The 18,107-nt window shown below is 39.6% G+C and carries 11 protein-coding genes; 7 read left to right on the top strand and 4 right to left on the bottom strand.

The window, feature by feature from the left end:
- Positions 1–83 precede the first annotated feature (83 nt).
- The 7 genes from ORI98_RS09215 to ORI98_RS09245 all read left to right on the top strand — a co-directional run bounded on the left by ORI98_RS09215 (position 84) and on the right by ORI98_RS09245 (position 13,548).
- The gene (locus ORI98_RS09215) at positions 84–2,018 is read left to right on the top strand and encodes a PrkA family serine protein kinase (protein WP_306135029.1); all 1,935 of its coding nucleotides are present in this window, start codon (positions 84–86) and stop codon (positions 2,016–2,018) included.
- 65 nt (positions 2,019–2,083) lie between these two features.
- Complete coding sequence (locus ORI98_RS09220; RefSeq protein ID WP_306135030.1) at positions 2,084–3,355, top strand: YeaH/YhbH family protein; 1,272 nt, start codon at positions 2,084–2,086, stop codon at positions 3,353–3,355.
- An 8-nt stretch (positions 3,356–3,363) separates the two neighbouring features.
- Positions 3,364–4,920 carry a SpoVR family protein gene (locus tag ORI98_RS09225; RefSeq protein WP_306135031.1) on the top strand — a complete coding sequence of 519 codons (1,557 nt, stop codon included), beginning with the start codon at positions 3,364–3,366 and terminating at the stop codon, positions 4,918–4,920.
- A 313-nt stretch (positions 4,921–5,233) separates the two neighbouring features.
- Complete coding sequence (locus tag ORI98_RS09230) at positions 5,234–6,301, top strand: efflux RND transporter periplasmic adaptor subunit (protein ID WP_261298241.1); 1,068 nt, start codon at positions 5,234–5,236, stop codon at positions 6,299–6,301.
- Positions 6,302–6,313: 12 nt separating this feature from the next.
- On the top strand, positions 6,314–9,565 hold the full coding sequence (locus ORI98_RS09235) for an efflux RND transporter permease subunit (RefSeq protein ID WP_306135032.1): 3,252 nt from the start codon (positions 6,314–6,316) through the stop codon (positions 9,563–9,565).
- Complete coding sequence (locus ORI98_RS09240; RefSeq protein ID WP_261298243.1) at positions 9,562–12,627, top strand: efflux RND transporter permease subunit; 3,066 nt, start codon at positions 9,562–9,564, stop codon at positions 12,625–12,627. The genes ORI98_RS09235 and ORI98_RS09240 overlap by 4 nt, the downstream gene beginning before the upstream one ends.
- Positions 12,628–12,657: 30 nt before the next feature.
- Positions 12,658–13,548, top strand: a complete 891-nt coding sequence (locus tag ORI98_RS09245; protein ID WP_306135033.1) for an MBL fold metallo-hydrolase — start codon at positions 12,658–12,660, stop codon at positions 13,546–13,548.
- A gap of 155 nt (positions 13,549–13,703) precedes the next feature.
- Here the strand turns inward: ORI98_RS09245 and ORI98_RS09250 are convergent, their stop codons facing one another.
- From ORI98_RS09250 to ORI98_RS09265, 4 genes are all read right to left on the bottom strand, one after another.
- Positions 13,704–14,819 (bottom strand): AI-2E family transporter, encoded by a 1,116-nt coding sequence (locus ORI98_RS09250; protein WP_306135034.1) that lies wholly within the window; start codon positions 14,817–14,819, stop codon positions 13,704–13,706.
- Between the two features lie 66 nt (positions 14,820–14,885).
- Positions 14,886–15,926: a DUF2955 domain-containing protein gene (locus ORI98_RS09255; protein WP_306135035.1), complete on the bottom strand. Its 1,041-nt coding sequence runs from the start codon at positions 15,924–15,926 to the stop codon at positions 14,886–14,888.
- Positions 15,916–17,076 carry an HlyD family secretion protein gene (locus tag ORI98_RS09260; RefSeq protein WP_306135036.1) on the bottom strand — a complete coding sequence of 387 codons (1,161 nt, stop codon included), beginning with the start codon at positions 17,074–17,076 and terminating at the stop codon, positions 15,916–15,918. Before ORI98_RS09260 ends, ORI98_RS09255 begins: the two co-directional genes overlap by 11 nt.
- Before the next feature lie 272 nt (positions 17,077–17,348).
- Positions 17,349–18,035, bottom strand: coding sequence for a pseudouridine synthase (locus ORI98_RS09265; protein ID WP_261298247.1), 687 nt, complete (start codon positions 18,033–18,035; stop codon positions 17,349–17,351).
- Positions 18,036–18,107: the final 72 nt, after the last annotated feature.

Raw genomic sequence — 18,107 nt, forward strand, 5'->3', positions numbered from 1 at the left:
AGTGATAATTTGGTAACCGCCCCAAATTAGCTAATGTCTCGCGTTAAGTTGCCATCCCGGCATTGATGTTTTAGGGGGTTATTATGGGCATTTTCGAACATTACCAACAACGTTACGAGAAAAAGCTTGATGAGGAATATACCTTAGAGCAGTTTCTTGAAATTTGTAAGCAAGATAAAAGTGCTTACGTATCTGCAGCAGAACGTTTATTGATGGCCATTGGCGAACCTGAAGTTGTCGATACATCAAAAAATTCTGTGTTAAGCCGCATTTTTTCAAACCGTCTTATCTCTTGTTACCCTGCCTTTAAAGATTTTTATGGCATGGAAGAAGCAATTGAACAAATCGTTTCTTACCTTAAGCATTCGGCACAAGGCTTAGAAGAGTCAAAGCAAATCCTGTATTTACTCGGCCCCGTAGGTGGTGGTAAATCATCTCTGGCAGAAAAGCTAAAATCGCTTATCCAACATGTACCTATCTACATATTAAGCGCCAATGGCATGCGAAGCCCAGTAAATGACCATCCATTTTGCTTGTTCGATTTAGACGAGGATGGCGCCTTACTGCAACAAGAATATAATATTCCTCATCGCTACTTAAAAACGATCATGTCCCCATGGGCTGTAAAACGTTTACATGAATTTGGCGGTGATATATCTAAATTCAGAGTAGTTAAAGTTTATCCTTCTATTCTAGACCAAATTGGGATTGCTAAAACTGAACCAGGGGATGAAAACAATCAGGATATTTCAGCATTAGTCGGTAAAGTTGATATACGTCAATTAGAGCATTTCTCTCAGGATGATGCCGATGCTTACGCTTATTCGGGCGCATTATGTCGCGCGAATCAGGGGCTAATGGAATTTGTTGAAATGTTTAAAGCACCGATAAAAGTGTTGCATCCATTATTAACCGCAACTCAGGAGGGCAATTATAACGGCACCGAAGGTTTATCCGCTTTGCCTTATACAGGGATCATATTGGCTCACAGTAACGAGTCAGAATGGTCTACCTTCAGAAACAACAAAAATAATGAAGCCTTTTTAGATCGCGTATATATCGTTAAAGTCCCCTATTGCCTTAGAGTTTCTGAGGAAATGGAGATCTATCAAAAATTATTAACAAACTCGGAACTATCTCAATCGCCATGTGCACCAGGTACATTAGAAACCCTAGCGCAATTTAGTGTGTTATCGCGCATTAAACCGCCAGAGAACTCGTCAATATATTCAAAAATGCGGGTCTATAACGGCGAAAGTTTAAAAGATACCGATCCTAAAGCAAAATCGTACCAAGAATACCGTGATTACGCAGGTGTGGATGAAGGTATGAATGGATTATCTACTCGATTTGCCTTTAAAATTCTATCTAAAGTATTCAACTTTGATCACACTGAAATTGCTGCCAACCCAGTGCACTTATTTTATGTACTTGAAAAACAAATAGAGCAGGAACAGTTTCCAAATGAACTAAGTGAGCGATATTTAGAGTTTTTAAAAGGATATCTCATTCCTAAATATGTTGAGTTTATCGGTAAAGAAATTCAAACCGCCTACTTAGAATCTTACTCTGAATATGGACAGAATATTTTCGACCGCTATGTTACTTATGCAGATTTTTGGATCCAAGATCAAGAATATCGAGATCCAGAAACAGGACAACTATTCGATAGAGGCGCATTAAACGCGGAACTCGAAAAAATTGAAAAACCAGCAGGAATAAGCAACCCAAAAGATTTCCGTAACGAAATAGTCAACTTTGTGCTTAGAGCTAGAGCCAATAATGAAGGTAATAATCCACTGTGGACCAGTTACGAAAAACTCCGTACCGTAATTGAAAAGAAAATGTTTTCCAATACTGAAGATTTGCTTCCAGTGATTTCATTTAATGGCAAAACATCTAACGATGACCAGCGAAAACACGATGATTTTGTAAATCGGATGATGGATAAAGGCTATACCAAGAAACAAGTCAGATTGCTGTCGGAATGGTATTTACGCGTGCGTAAATCATCATAACCCAACACAGGCTTTACTCTGCAGTTTAGTGACGTAAAGCCTGCATTTAGGCTTGGGAGGTGCGTATGGCTAATTTTATAGATAGACGGTTAAATGCAAAGGGAAAAAGCACAGTTAATCGCCAACGATTTATCGAAAGATATAAGAAACAAATTAAAAAAGCTGTCAGTGATGCGGTCACAAGGCGCAGTGTAACGGATATTGATAAAGGCGAGAAAATCAGTATCCCCACTCGAGATATCAGCGAGCCCCTTTTTAGACAAGGTAAAGGGGGAAGTCGTGAGATGGTTCACCCTGGTAACGATAAGTTTAATCGAGGCGACAAAATTGAGCGGCCTCAAGGTGGACAAGGTGACGGAGGCTCAGGTAAAGGTGATGCCTCTGATTCGGGTGAAGGTAATGAAGACTTCGTATTTCAAATATCTAAAGATGAATACCTTGAACTACTGTTTGAAGATTTGGAGTTACCGAATTTACAAAAAAATCGTTTGAATAAATTGATTGAATACCAAACTTTTAGAGCAGGCTTTACCAACGACGGTGTACCGGCAAATATTAATATTGTCCGTTCTTTACGTTCTTCTCTAGCAAGAAGAATCGCCATGAGTGGCAGCAAAAAGAAACTACTTAAACAAATAGAACAACAACTGTTTGAATTAGAAAACACACCCGGTTCAAAAGCAGAATTGATCCTTGATTTAAAAGCGCAAATTGAATTACTCAAAAAACAAATTGCTAAAGTGCCTTTTATCGATACGTTTGATTTACGTTATAACAACTATACAAAAAAAGAAAAGCCCTCTAGCCAAGCGGTAATGTTCTGTTTAATGGATGTTTCTGGCTCTATGGATCAAGCCACCAAGGATATGGCGAAACGATTTTATATTTTGTTATACCTATTTTTAACCCGCACTTATAAAAATTTAGAGGTTGTTTACATACGTCATCACACACAAGCCAAGGAAGTTGACGAGCACGAGTTTTTCTATTCACAAGAAACTGGCGGCACCATTGTATCTAGTGCTTTAAAATTGATGCACGAGATCCAGCAAGCAAGATATCCTGCAAATGAATGGAACATTTATGCCGCGCAGGCATCAGATGGAGATAATTGGTCGGATGATTCACCTGTATGTAAAAACCTATTAACTAAACACATTCTGCCGTTAGTCAGATATTTCAGCTACATCGAAATCACCCATAGGGCTCATCAGTCATTGTGGCAAGAATATGAACAGTTACAACAAAGCTTTGACAACATGGCAGTACAACATATCAAGCAAGTTGATGATATTTACCCAGTATTTAGAGAACTCTTTAAGAAACAAGCTGTTTAGGAGGCACTATGGATAAATCTACCCGTTCGCCTTTAAGTGATGGCCCAGAATGGACTTTCGACCTGCTGCAAGCCTATCTTGATGAAATTGAAAAAGCGGCAAAATTTTTTAACATTGATGCATACCCCAATCAAATTGAAATTATTACTGCTGAACAGATGATGGATGCCTATGCAGGAATAGGTATGCCGATTGGTTACACGCATTGGTCGTTTGGCAAACGATTTATTGAGACTGAGCAAGGATATAAACGCGGCCAAATGGGTTTGGCATATGAAATCGTTATTAACTCAGATCCGTGTATTGCATACCTTATGGAAGAAAACACCATAACGGTGCAAGCCTTAGTCATGGCACACGCAAGTTTTGGCCATAATAGTTTCTTTAAAAATAATTACTTGTTCAAAACTTGGACAGATGCTAGCTCTATCATTGATTATTTAGTGTTTGCTAAAAACTATATCCACCAATGCGAACTTAAATATGGCGTCGATCAAGTCGAACTTACCATTGATTCATGTCACGCTTTAATGAATTACGGTGTCGATAGGTACAAGCGCCCCTCTGAAATTTCTTTTAGTGAAGAACAAGCAAGACAAAAAGATCGAGAGGCATACTTACAGAGCCAGGTTAATGATTTATGGCGTACAGTGCCCACCAGCAATCACGAGCATATTGAAACCAAACGTAAACAATTTCCATCAGAACCACAGGAAAACATCCTTTACTTTTTAGAGAAAAACGCGCCATTACTTGAGCCTTGGCAACGAGAAATAGTCCGAATTGTTAGAAAAATGGCTCAATATTTTTACCCACAAAAACAGACACAAGTGATGAACGAAGGTTGGGCGACATTCTGGCATTACACCATACTCAACCATTTATATGACACTGGTAAAGTCACTGACAGATTTATGCTTGAATTTTTACAAAGTCATACCGCGGTGGTAGCTCAGCCTGTCTATAATAGTCCATATTACAATGGGATAAACCCATACGCTTTAGGTTTCAGTATGTTTGTCGACATTAGACGTATATGTGAAAACCCTACAGAAGAAGACAAACATTGGTTCCCTGATATCGCTGGCAGTGATTGGTTAACAACAGTACATTTTGCAATGAAAAACTTTAAAGATGAAAGTTTTATTAGCCAGTATTTGTCGCCAAAAGTGATCCGAGACTTCAAGTTATTCGGCATTTTAGATGATGAGAAACGATCATTTATTCATGTTTCTGCCATTCACGATGAAAGTGGTTATCAAGAAATACGCAATATGTTGTCACAACAATACAACTTATCAAATATTGAGCCAAATATTCAGGTACAAAATGTAGAGATTAATGGCGATAGATCATTAACCTTACGCTATACCCCGCACAATAATATTCCACTGTCGGATAACGTTAATGAAGTTTTAAAACATTTACACCGTTTATGGGGCTTCAAAGTGAGCTTAGAGCAAATTGACGCGAGTGATAATATTAATATATTAGCAACCTGCCCTGAAATTAAAGCACCTACAGAATCAGTAACATCTTCTACCTACACCCAGGTTACGATATAACTTACTTATATCCCCCGAGATAAAATTGAGTCATGAGTGAATTATCGAAAACATGTTAGTCATTATGACTAACATGTTATTGTTCTCACTACAAAAGACTTAACCAGATTTCCCAAGACCAAAAGCCAATCGATAACCACCTGAAAATAAACAATAATAATTATTGGCATACTTCCTGCTATACACTCAACAATAAATCAACATTTGTTACAAAAGTCAGCGTGACGAAGCCAATAAACGGCGTAGGCTAATACAAGCTAAATTGGTTTAATTCGCAACGTAGCACAGATTAACTTATTTAAGGCAGGTTCCCATGGACAGGATTCAATCAGTAAAAAAATTTATTATCCCTTTTTGTTGTTTAGTGATGCTAGCGGGTTGTAATGGAGAAGAAGAACAGGCAAAAGAAGAAGACAAATTTGCTGTTCCCGTTGAAACGACATTAGTTGTACAGGGCAATGTATCGTCTTTCTACAGCACTACTGCTACGTTAGAAGCGCCTCAAGAAGCTCACGTTATGACGCGAATTTCTGGATTAATTGAAAACATTAATGTCGAAGAAGGTGACCGTGTTACCACAGGACAAGTATTAGCAATAATAGATGCTAAGCGTCAGCAATATGACTTCAACCGTTCGCAAGCTGAAGTACAAATTATTGAACAAGAATTAAATCGCTTACGCAAAATGACTAACAAAGAGTTTATTAGCCAAGACACTATGGCTAAACTCGAATTTAATCTGCAAGCCGCTATTGCAAAGCGCGATTTGGCCGAGCTGCAAGTCAAAGAAAGTCGTATCGTGTCGCCAATTAATGGTGTTGTTGCTAAAAGACATGTTAAACAAGGCAACATGGTGCGTGAGTTTGACGAACTATTCTATGTGGTTAACCAAGACGAACTCCACGGTATCGTGCATTTACCAGAGCAACAGCTTCCTAGCCTTCGCTTAGGCCAACATGCAAGTGTTCGCCAAAATCAACATGATAACAATATGGTCGATGCTACTGTGCTTAGGATAAGCCCAATTGTTGATGCCCAAAGTGGCACGTTTAAAGTAACCTTGTCTGTACCCAATAAAAATGCCCTTTTAAAAGCCGGAATGTTTACTCGGGTCGAAATTAAGTACGACACTCATGATGATGTGATAACGGTGCCATATAACGCGCTAATTAATCAGGATGATACCCAAGCATTATATGTCATTAAAGATACAATCGCAGAACGTCGAGTCGTCAGCCTTGGGTATCGTCAAGATAATACCGTTGAAATTATATCGGGCGTTGCTGTCGGTGAACAAATCGTCATCCGTGGCCAACAAAACCTGAAAGATCAATCTCTTGTAGAAGTGATTAATCCTTTAAATGTTGCGGCTATTAGATAACGGAGCGATTTTATGTCTATCATTAACACTTCTGTTAATCGTCCCGTGACGGTTTGGATGTTCATGCTTGCGGTTATGCTATTCGGTATGGTTGGATTTAGCCGACTTGCAGTCATGTTACTGCCAGACTTAAGTTACCCAAGCGTCACTATCCGCACGGCTTACGATGGCGCTGCACCGGTTGAAATAGAACAGCTGGTTTCAAAGCCAATTGAAGAAGCTGTCGGCGTAGTTAAGGGTTTAAGAAAAATCAGCTCTATCTCTCGCTCTGGTATGTCAGATGTGGTGCTCGAGTTTGAATGGGGCAGCAATATGGACATGGCAAGCCTAGAGGTACGAGAAAAACTTGACACAATTGAGTTGCCACTAGATATCAATAAACCGCTATTATTAAGGTTTAACCCTAACCTTGATCCAATCATGCGATTAGCGTTTTCAGTGCCTGATGCTACTGATAGCAATCTTAAGCAAATGCGTACATTTGCTGAAGAAGAGTTAAAACGTCGCTTAGAAGCTCTGTCAGGTGTAGCAGCGGTTAGATTGTCAGGGGGACTTGAGCAAGAAGTACATATTTTATTGAACCAGCAAAAGCTCGCGCAATTAAACTTAAATGCAGATGATATTAAACAAAGGATCAATCAAGAAAACATTAATCTTTCAGCGGGTAAAGTGATTCAAAGTGACAAAGAGTATTTAGTCAGAACATTGAATCAATTTAATTCACTGGAAGAGTTAGGAAATGTGATTGTTTTTCGTAATGAGCAGACTTTGGTACGCTTAAGTGAAGTCGCACAAATCAGTGACGCGTATAAAGAACGTAGTGATATTACAAGAATTGGTGCCGTTGAGTCTATCGAGTTAGCGATTTATAAGGAAGGTGATGCAAACACTGTTACTGTAGCAAAAAAATTGCAAGCAGAATTAGAAAAGATCAATAACGCTGATGAAAATAAACAACTCAACATTATTTATGACCAATCTGAATTTATCGAAAGTGCCGTAAATGAAGTCACATCTTCAGCGCTAATTGGTAGCATATTGGCTATGATAGTCATTTATTTATTCTTACGTAATATTCTAGCAACGTTAATTATTTCCATCTCAATCCCCTTCTCTGTTATTGCCACATTTAACATGATGTACTTTGCTGATATTAGTCTCAATATCATGTCGTTGGGAGGAATTGCATTAGCCATTGGATTATTAGTAGATAACGCGATTGTTGTGCTTGAAAATATTGACAGATATCAGTCTCAGGGCTTAAGCAAAATGGACGCTGCTGTTGCTGGTTGCCAAGAAGTCTCTGGCGCAATTGTGGCATCAACCCTCACAACATTGGCGGTATTTGTTCCTTTAGTCTTTGTTGATGGAATCGCTGGCGCCTTGTTCGCCGATCAGGCTCTTACCGTGACTTTCGCCTTACTGGCATCGCTGTTTATCGCATTAACAGCCATTCCAATGTTAGCCTCGCGTCAAGGTTTCAAAAGTCTGCCACCGTCTAATGAGGCTGTGCCAGTAGTAATACCTACAACTCGATATGGAAAATTCGGCTACTACGCTTCGGCTGTTATCAGTTGGCCATTTAAATTACTGTTTCGATATATTCCTGCGGTTTTACTGACCTTTGGCATTGTGATTGTCCGATTTGTAAGTTGGTTAGTTGGCCTTGTCATGCGCCCACTAGCAACAGTATTTAACTATGGTTATAACGCAATAGCGAAAGTGTACGACCATTTACTTAATCATGTGCTCAAACATCAAATACTGACATTACTCGTCGCTCTAGGGGTTACCCTTGGTGCAGGTAGTTTGTTGCCTAAATTAGGGATGGAATTGATCCCACCTATGAATCAAGGCGAGTTTTATGTTGAACTGTTATTACCACCTGGCACAGAGGTCAGCGAAACAGATAAAGTTTTACAGCAACTGGCACTGACGATTAGTGACAATCCTGACGTCAAACACACTTTCAGCCAGGCAGGAAGTGGCGGACTTATGACCTCCGATACAGCTAGAGGCGGAGAGAACTGGGGTCGACTTCAGGTCGTTCTTGCTCATCCTACAGCGTTTGAATCTGTCACAGCTATATTGCGACAAGCCGCTAAAAGGATCCCTGAGTTGGATGCAAAAATTGAACAGCCAGAATTATTTAGCTTTAAAACTCCGTTAGAAATTGAATTGTCAGGCTACGATTTAGCTCAACTCAAAAGCAGTGCAGATAAACTCGTTGATGCACTGGCACAATCGGCAAGATTTACCGATTTGAATACAACGTTACGTGATGGGCAGCCGGAGATCAGTATTCAATTTGATCATCAAAGACTTGCCGCGCTGGGCATGGATGCACCTACAGTTGCAGCCCGTATCGCACAGCGTGTCGGTGGTACTGTTGCCAGTCAATATACCGTTCGTGATCGTAAAGTCGACATTTTGGTTCGCAGTGAATTATCAGAACGCGATCAAATATCTGATATAGATGCGTTAATCATTAATCCTAATAGCTCACAACCTATTCCGTTAAGTGCGGTAGCAGACATTCAATTACAAGTTGGTCCTTCAGCGATTAACCGCATTAGCCAACAACGTGTAGCGATTGTATCGGCAAACCTCGGTTTCGGTGATTTAAGTGACGCTGTAGCCGAAGCAAAATTAATATTGGATCAGCAGCAATTTTCTTCATCGATTCAAACTAACTTTGGTGGTCAAAATGAAGAGATGGAACATTCATTTAACTCATTGAAAATTGCCTTAGTGCTCGCTATATTTTTAGTCTATTTGGTGATGGCCAGTCAGTTTGAATCATTACTACACCCGTTACTTATTTTGATCGCAATACCTATGGCCGTTGCCGGTAGTATTCTGGGCTTATTTATCACCAACACTCACCTAAGTGTTGTTGTATTCATTGGTTTAATTATGTTGGCGGGTATTGTGGTTAACAATGCCATTGTGCTGGTAGATCGTATCAATCAATTACGTGTAGATGGTATGGATAAACTTCATGCTATTGAGCAAGCAGCCAAATCGCGTTTACGTCCTATTCTTATGACCACACTGACAACAGCACTAGGTTTACTTCCTATGGCGATAGGCATAGGTGATGGTAGCGAAGTCAGAGCGCCAATGGCAATTACGGTTATTTTTGGCCTACTTTTATCTACCTTACTGACGCTTCTCGTTATTCCATGCTTATACGGTTTATTTGACCGTAAGAATTACGCCGCCTTTTCCGAGTTAACACCGGATTCGGAGGTAAAGCTATGAATATCACCAAACTGGCGTTAAAACGTCCCGTGACTACCAGCATGTTTTTTGTTGCGATTATGCTGTTTGGCATGGCGGCTAGCAGAATGTTGCCATTGGAGATGTTTCCTGGGATTGATATTCCGCAAATTATGGTACAGGTGCCTTACAAAGGCTCAAGCCCTGCAGAAGTTGAACGGGATATCACCAAAGTACTTGAAGAAGCCCTCGCCACTATAGGGGGTATAGAAGAGCTTCATTCAGATTCGACTCAAGATGGCGCCTTTATTCAGCTAAATTTAAAGTGGGGTGAAAAAGTTGCCACGAAAAGTTTAGAAGCCCGTGAAAAAATCGATTCGGTAAGACATTTATTACCCAAAGATGTAGAGCGCGTTATTATTCAGCAATTTTCAACAGCTGATATGCCTGTGCTTACTATACGTATATCCAGTGAAAAAGAACTTTCCAATGCGTTCGATTTACTTGATAAACAGCTACGTAAGCCCCTAGAGCGTGTTGATGGAGTATCTAAGGTCACTTTGTATGGTGTGGAACAAAAACAGATTGATATTCGAATCGATGCTGACAAATTAATTGCCAGTGGTATCAGCAATCAAATCTTACAGAATCGTTTACTCTCACAAAACTTTGTTATCAATGCCGGCACGTTAAGAAGCGATGGTAACGTGTTTCAAGTGTCTCCTAAAGGTGAATTCACCAACCTTGATGACATCAGTAGCTTAGTCCTTATCCCAGGGATCACTCTTGGGGATATTGCTAAAATTAATTTTGCCTTACCTGAAAAAATTGAAGGTCGTCATTTAGACCAAAAATACGCTGTCGGTGTCGATGTATTCAAAGAGTCTGGGGCCAATTTAGTTGAAGTGTCCGATCGTGTGATGAAAGTCATCGAAGAGACAAAGCAAGATAAACAATTTAATGGCGTTAAATTATTTATTATGGAAGATCAGGCCTTTGGAGTTAAATCCTCATTACAGGATTTACTCCTATCTGGTCTGTTAGGTGCCCTATTGTCATTTGGTGTGTTGTATTTATTTTTGCGTAATTTGAAAATGACCTTAGTCGTCGTTTCATCAGTCCCTATTTCACTTTGTATGACATTAGCGGGTATGTATTTTCTGGGCTATAGCTTAAATATTCTCTCCATGATGGGTCTGTTATTGGCCGTTGGTATGTTGATTGATAATGCTGTTGTCGTAACAGAAAGTGTTTTACAGGAAAAACAAGCTGGCCATATCGATGATACCAAGCAACTCAAGGCTAACGAAACCGCGGTATTAGCGGGTGTAGATAAAGTCTCGCTTGCTGTGTTAGCTGGAACGCTAACGACCGCAATTGTGTTTTTACCTAATATTTTTGGGGTAAAAGTACAGCTAACTATTTTTCTTGAGCATGTGGCGATCGCCATTTGTATCTCGTTAGCCGCGTCATTATTAGTGGCTAAAACACTTATTCCATTGATGTTAAATACATTTCACTTTGATATTAACCTAAATGAGAAACAGGGAAAATTAGCAGCGTTTTATCACAACAGCTTGACCTGGGTACTGGCAAGACCTAAACGTTCTGCTGTGGTTTCAGTGTTAATTTTACTCTCCACCGCTTTACCATTATCTATGGTGCAACAGGACCAAGGTGACGGTGAAGGTAATGATCGCCTTTACATTAATTATCAATTAGAAGGTAGACATGCCCTGCGTGTCACCGAAGCCTTAGTGTCTGAAATGGAAACCTACTTGTATGCCAACAAAGAAAAGTTTCACATTGATGCGGTATATAGCTATTACGCTCCCCACGATGCGCAATCCACCATTATTTTACAAAAAGATTTAGACATCGACATGAAGGAACTGAAGAAGAATATCCGTGAAGGATTTCCTAAGTTCTCTATTGCTACGCCGCAATTTGGTTGGGGTAACGAGCAAAATGGCGTCAGAGTGACTTTAACTGGCCGGTCTACCTCTGAGCTTATTCGTTTGAGTAATCAGGTTGTGCCTTTATTAAACGATATTGAGGGTTTAGTCGATGTGCGTTCGGAAGTAAATAGTGCCCAGCAAGAAGTGGTCGTGATCGTTGACCGCGAAATGGCTGCCAGACTCGATGTTAAGCTTAATGACGTAGCCTCTAGTATTGCCTTGGCACTTAGAGGTACACCTTTAAGATCCTTTAGACATGATCCGTCAGGCGAATTAAGGATTGAACTGGCCTACGATAAATCATGGCAGTATTCATTGGAACGCTTAAAGCAACTCCCCATATTACGTAAAGATGATCGTGTTTATACCTTAGATAGTTTGGCGCAAATCAATATTGTGCCGCGTTTTGACAGCATCAAACATTACAATCGTCAAACCGCATTATCCATAGGCGCTAATTTAGATGACATGACAACAGAAGAAGCACAAAAGCAGATTTCACGAGTCATGGATTCAGTTAATTTCCCCTATGGTTATAACTATTCTTTACGTGGTGGGTTTGAACGACAGGATGAAGACCAATCTATCATGGCTGTTAACATGTTATTAGCTATTGTGATGATCTATATCGTTATGGCTGCATTATTTGAGTCATTGTTATTACCAACGGCAATTATAACTTCTATTCTGTTTTCTATTACTGGAGTTTTTTGGGCGTTATGGGTAACAGCCACGCCAATGTCTGTTATGTCAATGATAGGGATCCTTATTCTAATGGGGATCGTAGTGAATAACGGCATTGTGTTAGTTGACCAAATAAATCAAATGACACCGGGTTTAGATAAGTTGTCAGACACGATCATCAATGTATGTATAACTCGATTGCGCCCAGTGTTAATGACAGTTGCAACCACTGTATTAGGATTAGTGCCCTTAGCAATGGGCGACACCCAAATAGGCGGAGGGGGTCCACCTTATTCACCTATGGCGATTGCAATTATTGGCGGACTGACCTTCTCCACAGTGACAAGCTTATACTTAGTGCCACTGTGTTATCAGGGACTGTATATCTTGCGTCATAACGCGGCAATAAGATTAGGTCTTGCTGACAAATTTGCCAAAAAACTGCTACCTTGGACTGTGTAGTTAATTTGGAAATTAATTTTAGGATAAATCATGTTATTTAATACTTTAGCTTATAAAAAGAAACCATTAAAAAACATATCAACATGCGCGTTAATTATAGGAATAACGCTGGCAGGACAAAGTGTGGCAGATGATAGGTTCAAAGATGTAAGCATTACGTCTACACAGTTAACTGAATCTACCTACATGTTTGTCGGTTCTGGTGGCAATATTGGAGTGTCTGCTGGATCTGATGGTTTATTGATTATTGATGACCAATTTGCACCTCTGGCTGACAAAATTACCGCGTCACTGAATATGATCCAAGCGGGTACCCCAAAATACATAGTCAATACGCATTACCATGGTGATCACACTGGGGGTAATGCTCATTTTGGTAAAAAAGGCACCATAGTGGCTCACCACAATGTATTAAAACGATTATCGTCCGACAGTAACACCCCATCCAGCGCTTTGCCTGTTATCACATTTTCGGATCATATCTCGATTCATTTTAACCAGGATACGCTAGATGTATTTCATTTAGGCCCAGGTCATACCGATGGTGACAGCGTAGTGAAGTGGGAAAAAGCCAATGTGATTCATATGGGTGATCTGTTCTTTAAAGATAGGTTCCCCTACATCGATTTAGACGGCGGTGGTTCTGTTGTTGGCTATAGAGATAATGTAGCTGCTGTTATCGCCAAAATTGATGATAATGCTCAAATTATTCCTGGACATGGTGACTTGGCCAGTAAAAGTGATTTATTAAAATTCAAGCATATGTTGGATGACAGCATAAATTGGATGAGGGCAAATAAAGTAAATGGCCTAAGCTTAGATGAAATAAAAAACATCGGTGTACCAGAGCAATATAAAACGTGGAGCTGGGCATTTATCAATCAAGATAAATGGATAGAAACCCTATACAAAGATTTATAACCATTTAACTGATTACTGGTAACAATAAAAAATGGCCAATCAGTTAGATTGGCCATTTTGTATTTTAAAAACCTGATGAGATCATCAGCCATTAAATGTCACGTTTATGAAAAAAAATGCTAAACAGTCAATGATAACGATTTATTAGTAGCCGATTACGCTTGAGTATCAACAGTTTCTTTGGCATCTTCAACTGGTGCTTCGGTCGTTTCAATCACTAACCATGCAGAGAACAGTTTATAGCTTAATGCTAAAACCACCGCGCCAACAAATAAGCCCACAATACCTGATAACAACATGCCGCCAATAGCGCCGAGTAAAATCACTAGCATTGGAATATCAACACCTCGGCCCATTAAAATTGGCTTCAAGAATGTATCGCTGGTGGCTACCAATAAACTCCAAATCATGAATATTGTTGCAACAGTTGAGCTCTCAACCGAGTACACATAGGCAATAATCGGTCCTAATACAATTAACGCGGGTAATTGTACTATGGCTAAAATTAACACCAACAACATCCAAATCCCTGTACCAGGAACACCAACCAGCCCCATACCAATACCCGCTAAGATACATTGAATAAAGGCTACTCCAATAACCCCTTGCACCACGCTGCGCACCGTGGCCACCGCAAGTGAGGCAAATTCATTGCCGTGACTACCTGCCAATTTGGTTGCGATTTTATAAAACATTTGCCCAGAACCATCAGCATGTTTCATAAATACACCAGCTATAATAATCGAAATAAAGAATTGTAAAACGGTTAAGCCAAAGCTCCCTATGGCCGAAGCTGCAGAAGCGGAAAAATGGGTAATGTACTCTTTATTTTCATGAATAACGTCTTGTAGATCTACAGACAAGTGCAGCCAAAACTCATGCAACTTTTTACCTATAACAGGCAATTCAGCAACTGAATCTTTTGGCGGCGGTATAACAAAAGTTCCCTCTTTTATTTCTGCCACGAAATCTGTTGTACCTGATACGAGGGCTTCAGAAAACAACACACTCGGAACTATCAATATTGACAAGGCAAATAAGGTGACAACTAAACTCGATTTACCCACTGATAATTTTAACTTATTAGCTAACACCATCACGATAGGATAAAGCGCAATGGCAATAATGCCTCCCCATAAAATGGGCATTAAAAAAGGTCTAATAATTTGAAAACACCAAATTACCATCACAAATATCAGGGCAACCTTAATTGCTGCATCAATTACCGCATGGGTAAAAGTACCTGAAGTTAAATCATTTTTTGAATTCATTTATCAATCCTTTGGTTAATTTAAGTATTTGTTAAATCTTTAATATTATTAAATAAGTTTAGATAATTATTTTCGTTTTTTCAAAAATGCCCAATTGCGCGTTTCTAAATAATAAGAGGCAATAACCATATACACACCAACTAGAAATATTTGGGCTAAGCGTACATAAAAATTGCTAGCGACATCTGCATCTGTAGAAGCTGCGGTTGAAGCAACGACAACTAAAAGCGTTGAGAATATGCCAGCATAAATAGCCGATTTTAACGGTTCGCTATAAATTTTATAGCCAAAAATCATCGCACAAAGCATCGATAATGCAACATAGAATGGCAAAGTCGGCACAGTGACTAAAAAATTGTAAAATACGATAGCTAATAAACCACCTACTCCGTTAGTGATCAGTAAAAACAAACTGACTTTAACACTTTTTTTACCGGCTGTTTGTTGCGACAAAATAGCTATCATGATCATAGTCAGTAATGCGCCAGTGATCTCAAGTAAATAAAAAAAACAGATTATCGGGAAGGCCAACATCAATGCGCGAAATGCCTCATGCTCACGAGATTCGCTATCTAATTCAGACCGCTGATGCTGGTCCTTTTGCTCTGCAAAATCGGGCAGCAATACATGCAATAACGCAAAAATCAATACCGACACTACGCCAGATAAACTCAATCCGTAGGCCACTAACATGGATGCACCAGGATGAAGCACCGCTAAATAAGGTAATACTATCGAGGCGACAATGAGAATTAATGCGAAGAAGTTCCATTTAGGATCACTGAATAAATAATATGCCCATAGCATTGCAATAGCGATCAATGGCAACAAAACCGAAGGATAATGAGTTGGTCCATTACTGACTAACCAGCCAATTGCCATCGTCACTAGCGTCGCAATTAATAACTCATACACGGTTTGAATGGTTGGTGCTTGACGATCGACTAAAAATTTAGCGACAAAAACAGGCACTATATAAGCCAAAGGCCAGGAAAAAATCGCCGAAATAGCAATCGCAATACCAATGCCTAAAGCAAATCTTAATACCCGACGATTAAGAATGCGCTGTGCTTGAGCACTATCTAGAAGCAAATGATTAGCGGACATAAGACAACCAGCTGATTAATCTAATCCAAAAACGCCCAAACACATTCACCACACTACTGTCATCGGTGTAAACGATGACATCAGCCTGCCCACCTACCCGTTTAAATCCTTTTGCGACATCATCATCAAATTTAATCGTTACAGGAAATCGCTGTGATTGACGTAACCAACCTGTTTGCCCAGCAGTTTGAGCGAGTTTACCATTCTGTTCATTTTGGCCCCAATCAACACCATAATCGATAAAAGCAACTTTACCCTTAAAAATTTTCCCTGGTGCAAAATCTAGTGCAAATTCCGCAGTATCGCCCGGTTTCATATTACCTAAACTATTTTCACGAAAACTGGCTTCAATCCATACATCCTCAGCTGAAATAAACGTCATTACAGGCTGACCAGCAGCTGCATAAACGCCTTCTTTAAGTCTAAAGTTTGCCGCTACGCCATCGCTTGGAGCAATTATCTTTGTTCTTTGTAAATTGATATTAGCTTGCTCAAGTGCCAGTAAAGCTGATTTTACGTTAGTGTTATTGTCACCTTCGCTGCCTAAACGTTCTTTTGATTTGGCAAGATCTGCATTTGCACTGGCCACTCCAGCTTCGGCGCTTGTCAGTTCAGCACGGGCATTATCTGCATCCGCTTCTGACATAACCCCTTTTTTCACCATCGCGAAAATACGTTTAGATTGAACTTGGGCATTTTTTAAATTGGCTTGAGCGTTAGTTACTTTCGCTTCTGAGGCGGTGACATTGGCAGTTAACGCCCCCATGTTTTGACCCGCTTTAGTCACATTTTGCTCTGCAGTTTGCAGCGCAATCTCATAATCAATGGGATTAATTTGTGCCAGTACATCCCCCTTCTTGACAGGCGTATTTGGGGATACAGAAATTTTAATAATTTCTCCAGATACCTGCGGCGTAATAGGGACAATAAATCCTCTGACACGCCCTAAATCGGTAATTGGAATAAACCTGTCGGCAATTAGATGAAATATGAATATGCCAAATACGACGAGTAAAATAATGTTGGTGACTTTTCTAATCTTGAGGTTTTTTGCATTATCCTGTGCGAGTTGTTGCGTTGAAACGTCCGTCGTCTCTTCTGTTTTATCTGTAACTTGTGTATCTGAAGATTGTTGCTTGTTAGTTGTCATAAAAATCCTTTGTAATCTGACTAACTTAAAGCATACCGACACTGTGTACTAAGCCGCTGACTCGGCAACTAATTGTTAATTCATATTATTTAATAAAATAGCTAAATCTCAAACATATTTCCATGTAATTTAAACTATTTTTATTAGTCTTCAGTGACTTGCAGTAGTTATAAATTAGAGTGTTTGTAAAATGATGTGCTGCTTTTTTGTGGCACATTTTTAACATTGGCAATCGCATTAACAAGTTAATAATCAACGCCAATAGAACAATATTAGATAAACGACATCACTTCGGCATGGGTTAATAGCCGCCATTCTCCTGTAGGGATATCTAGCACAACTTGGCCAATTTGTTCACGGTGTAATTTGTTGACGCGGTTACCTACAGCAAAAAACATTCTTTTGATTTGATGATAACGGCCTTCGGTGATAGTTAATTTCACTTCATAATCATTAATGATGTTTATTTTAGCCGCCAATGTCGGTTTCGTTTCACCTTGCAAGAGTATGCCTTGTTGGATTTTCGTTACGGCCTCATCACAAATCGGCTTTGCTAATGTCACTCGATACACTTTAGGGCAATGACTCTGCGGTCGGGTAATGTTAAAGGACCAACGGCCATCATCGGTTATTAATACCAAACCTGTCGTATCGGCATCTAATCGCCCGACTATGTGTAACTCGTCTTTATCCGCAATATTTAACGAAGACAGTAAAGATGGATAATGGCCATCAAGGTTAGAACTTAAGGTGTGAGTTTGCTTATGCATTAACAGGTACCGAAATGGTCTAGTTACAAGTAGAGCCCCATTGTGCTCAATCTTATTATCTTCATGTACCTGACAATTTACTTTTGTTTCTACCACGCCATTTACTGACACATTGCCGTCACAAATTTGAGTAACAACCTCGGTTTTTGTTAATCGAGTACTTTTTAGCACAAATTTATCAAGTCGCATGTGATTTGTTACTGTCCAGATTCAAAGTTGTTTACCATTAGATTAGGAAAGATTCAGATCTACTCTAGATCC

This window comes from Shewanella sp. ULN5, from assembly GCF_030731885.1.
In the GTDB taxonomy this organism is placed as follows: domain Bacteria; phylum Pseudomonadota; class Gammaproteobacteria; order Enterobacterales; family Shewanellaceae; genus Shewanella; species Shewanella holmiensis.

What these genes read in the sequence shown, in the direction of transcription:
- ORI98_RS09215 (WP_306135029.1), top strand. Translation starts at nt 84, where the DNA reads ATGGGCATTTTCGAACATTACCAACAACGTTACGAGAAAAAGCTTGAT.
- ORI98_RS09220 (WP_306135030.1), top strand. Translation starts at nt 2,084, where the DNA reads ATGGCTAATTTTATAGATAGACGGTTAAATGCAAAGGGAAAAAGCACA.
- ORI98_RS09225 (WP_306135031.1), top strand. Translation starts at nt 3,364, where the DNA reads ATGGATAAATCTACCCGTTCGCCTTTAAGTGATGGCCCAGAATGGACT.
- ORI98_RS09230 (WP_261298241.1), top strand. Translation starts at nt 5,234, where the DNA reads ATGGACAGGATTCAATCAGTAAAAAAATTTATTATCCCTTTTTGTTGT.
- ORI98_RS09235 (WP_306135032.1), top strand. Translation starts at nt 6,314, where the DNA reads ATGTCTATCATTAACACTTCTGTTAATCGTCCCGTGACGGTTTGGATG.
- ORI98_RS09240 (WP_261298243.1), top strand. Translation starts at nt 9,562, where the DNA reads ATGAATATCACCAAACTGGCGTTAAAACGTCCCGTGACTACCAGCATG.
- ORI98_RS09245 (WP_306135033.1), top strand. Translation starts at nt 12,658, where the DNA reads ATGTTATTTAATACTTTAGCTTATAAAAAGAAACCATTAAAAAACATA.
- ORI98_RS09250 (WP_306135034.1), bottom strand. Translation starts at nt 14,819, where the DNA reads ATGAATTCAAAAAATGATTTAACTTCAGGTACTTTTACCCATGCGGTA.
- ORI98_RS09255 (WP_306135035.1), bottom strand. Translation starts at nt 15,926, where the DNA reads ATGTCCGCTAATCATTTGCTTCTAGATAGTGCTCAAGCACAGCGCATT.
- ORI98_RS09260 (WP_306135036.1), bottom strand. Translation starts at nt 17,076, where the DNA reads ATGACAACTAACAAGCAACAATCTTCAGATACACAAGTTACAGATAAA.
- ORI98_RS09265 (WP_261298247.1), bottom strand. Translation starts at nt 18,035, where the DNA reads ATGCGACTTGATAAATTTGTGCTAAAAAGTACTCGATTAACAAAAACC.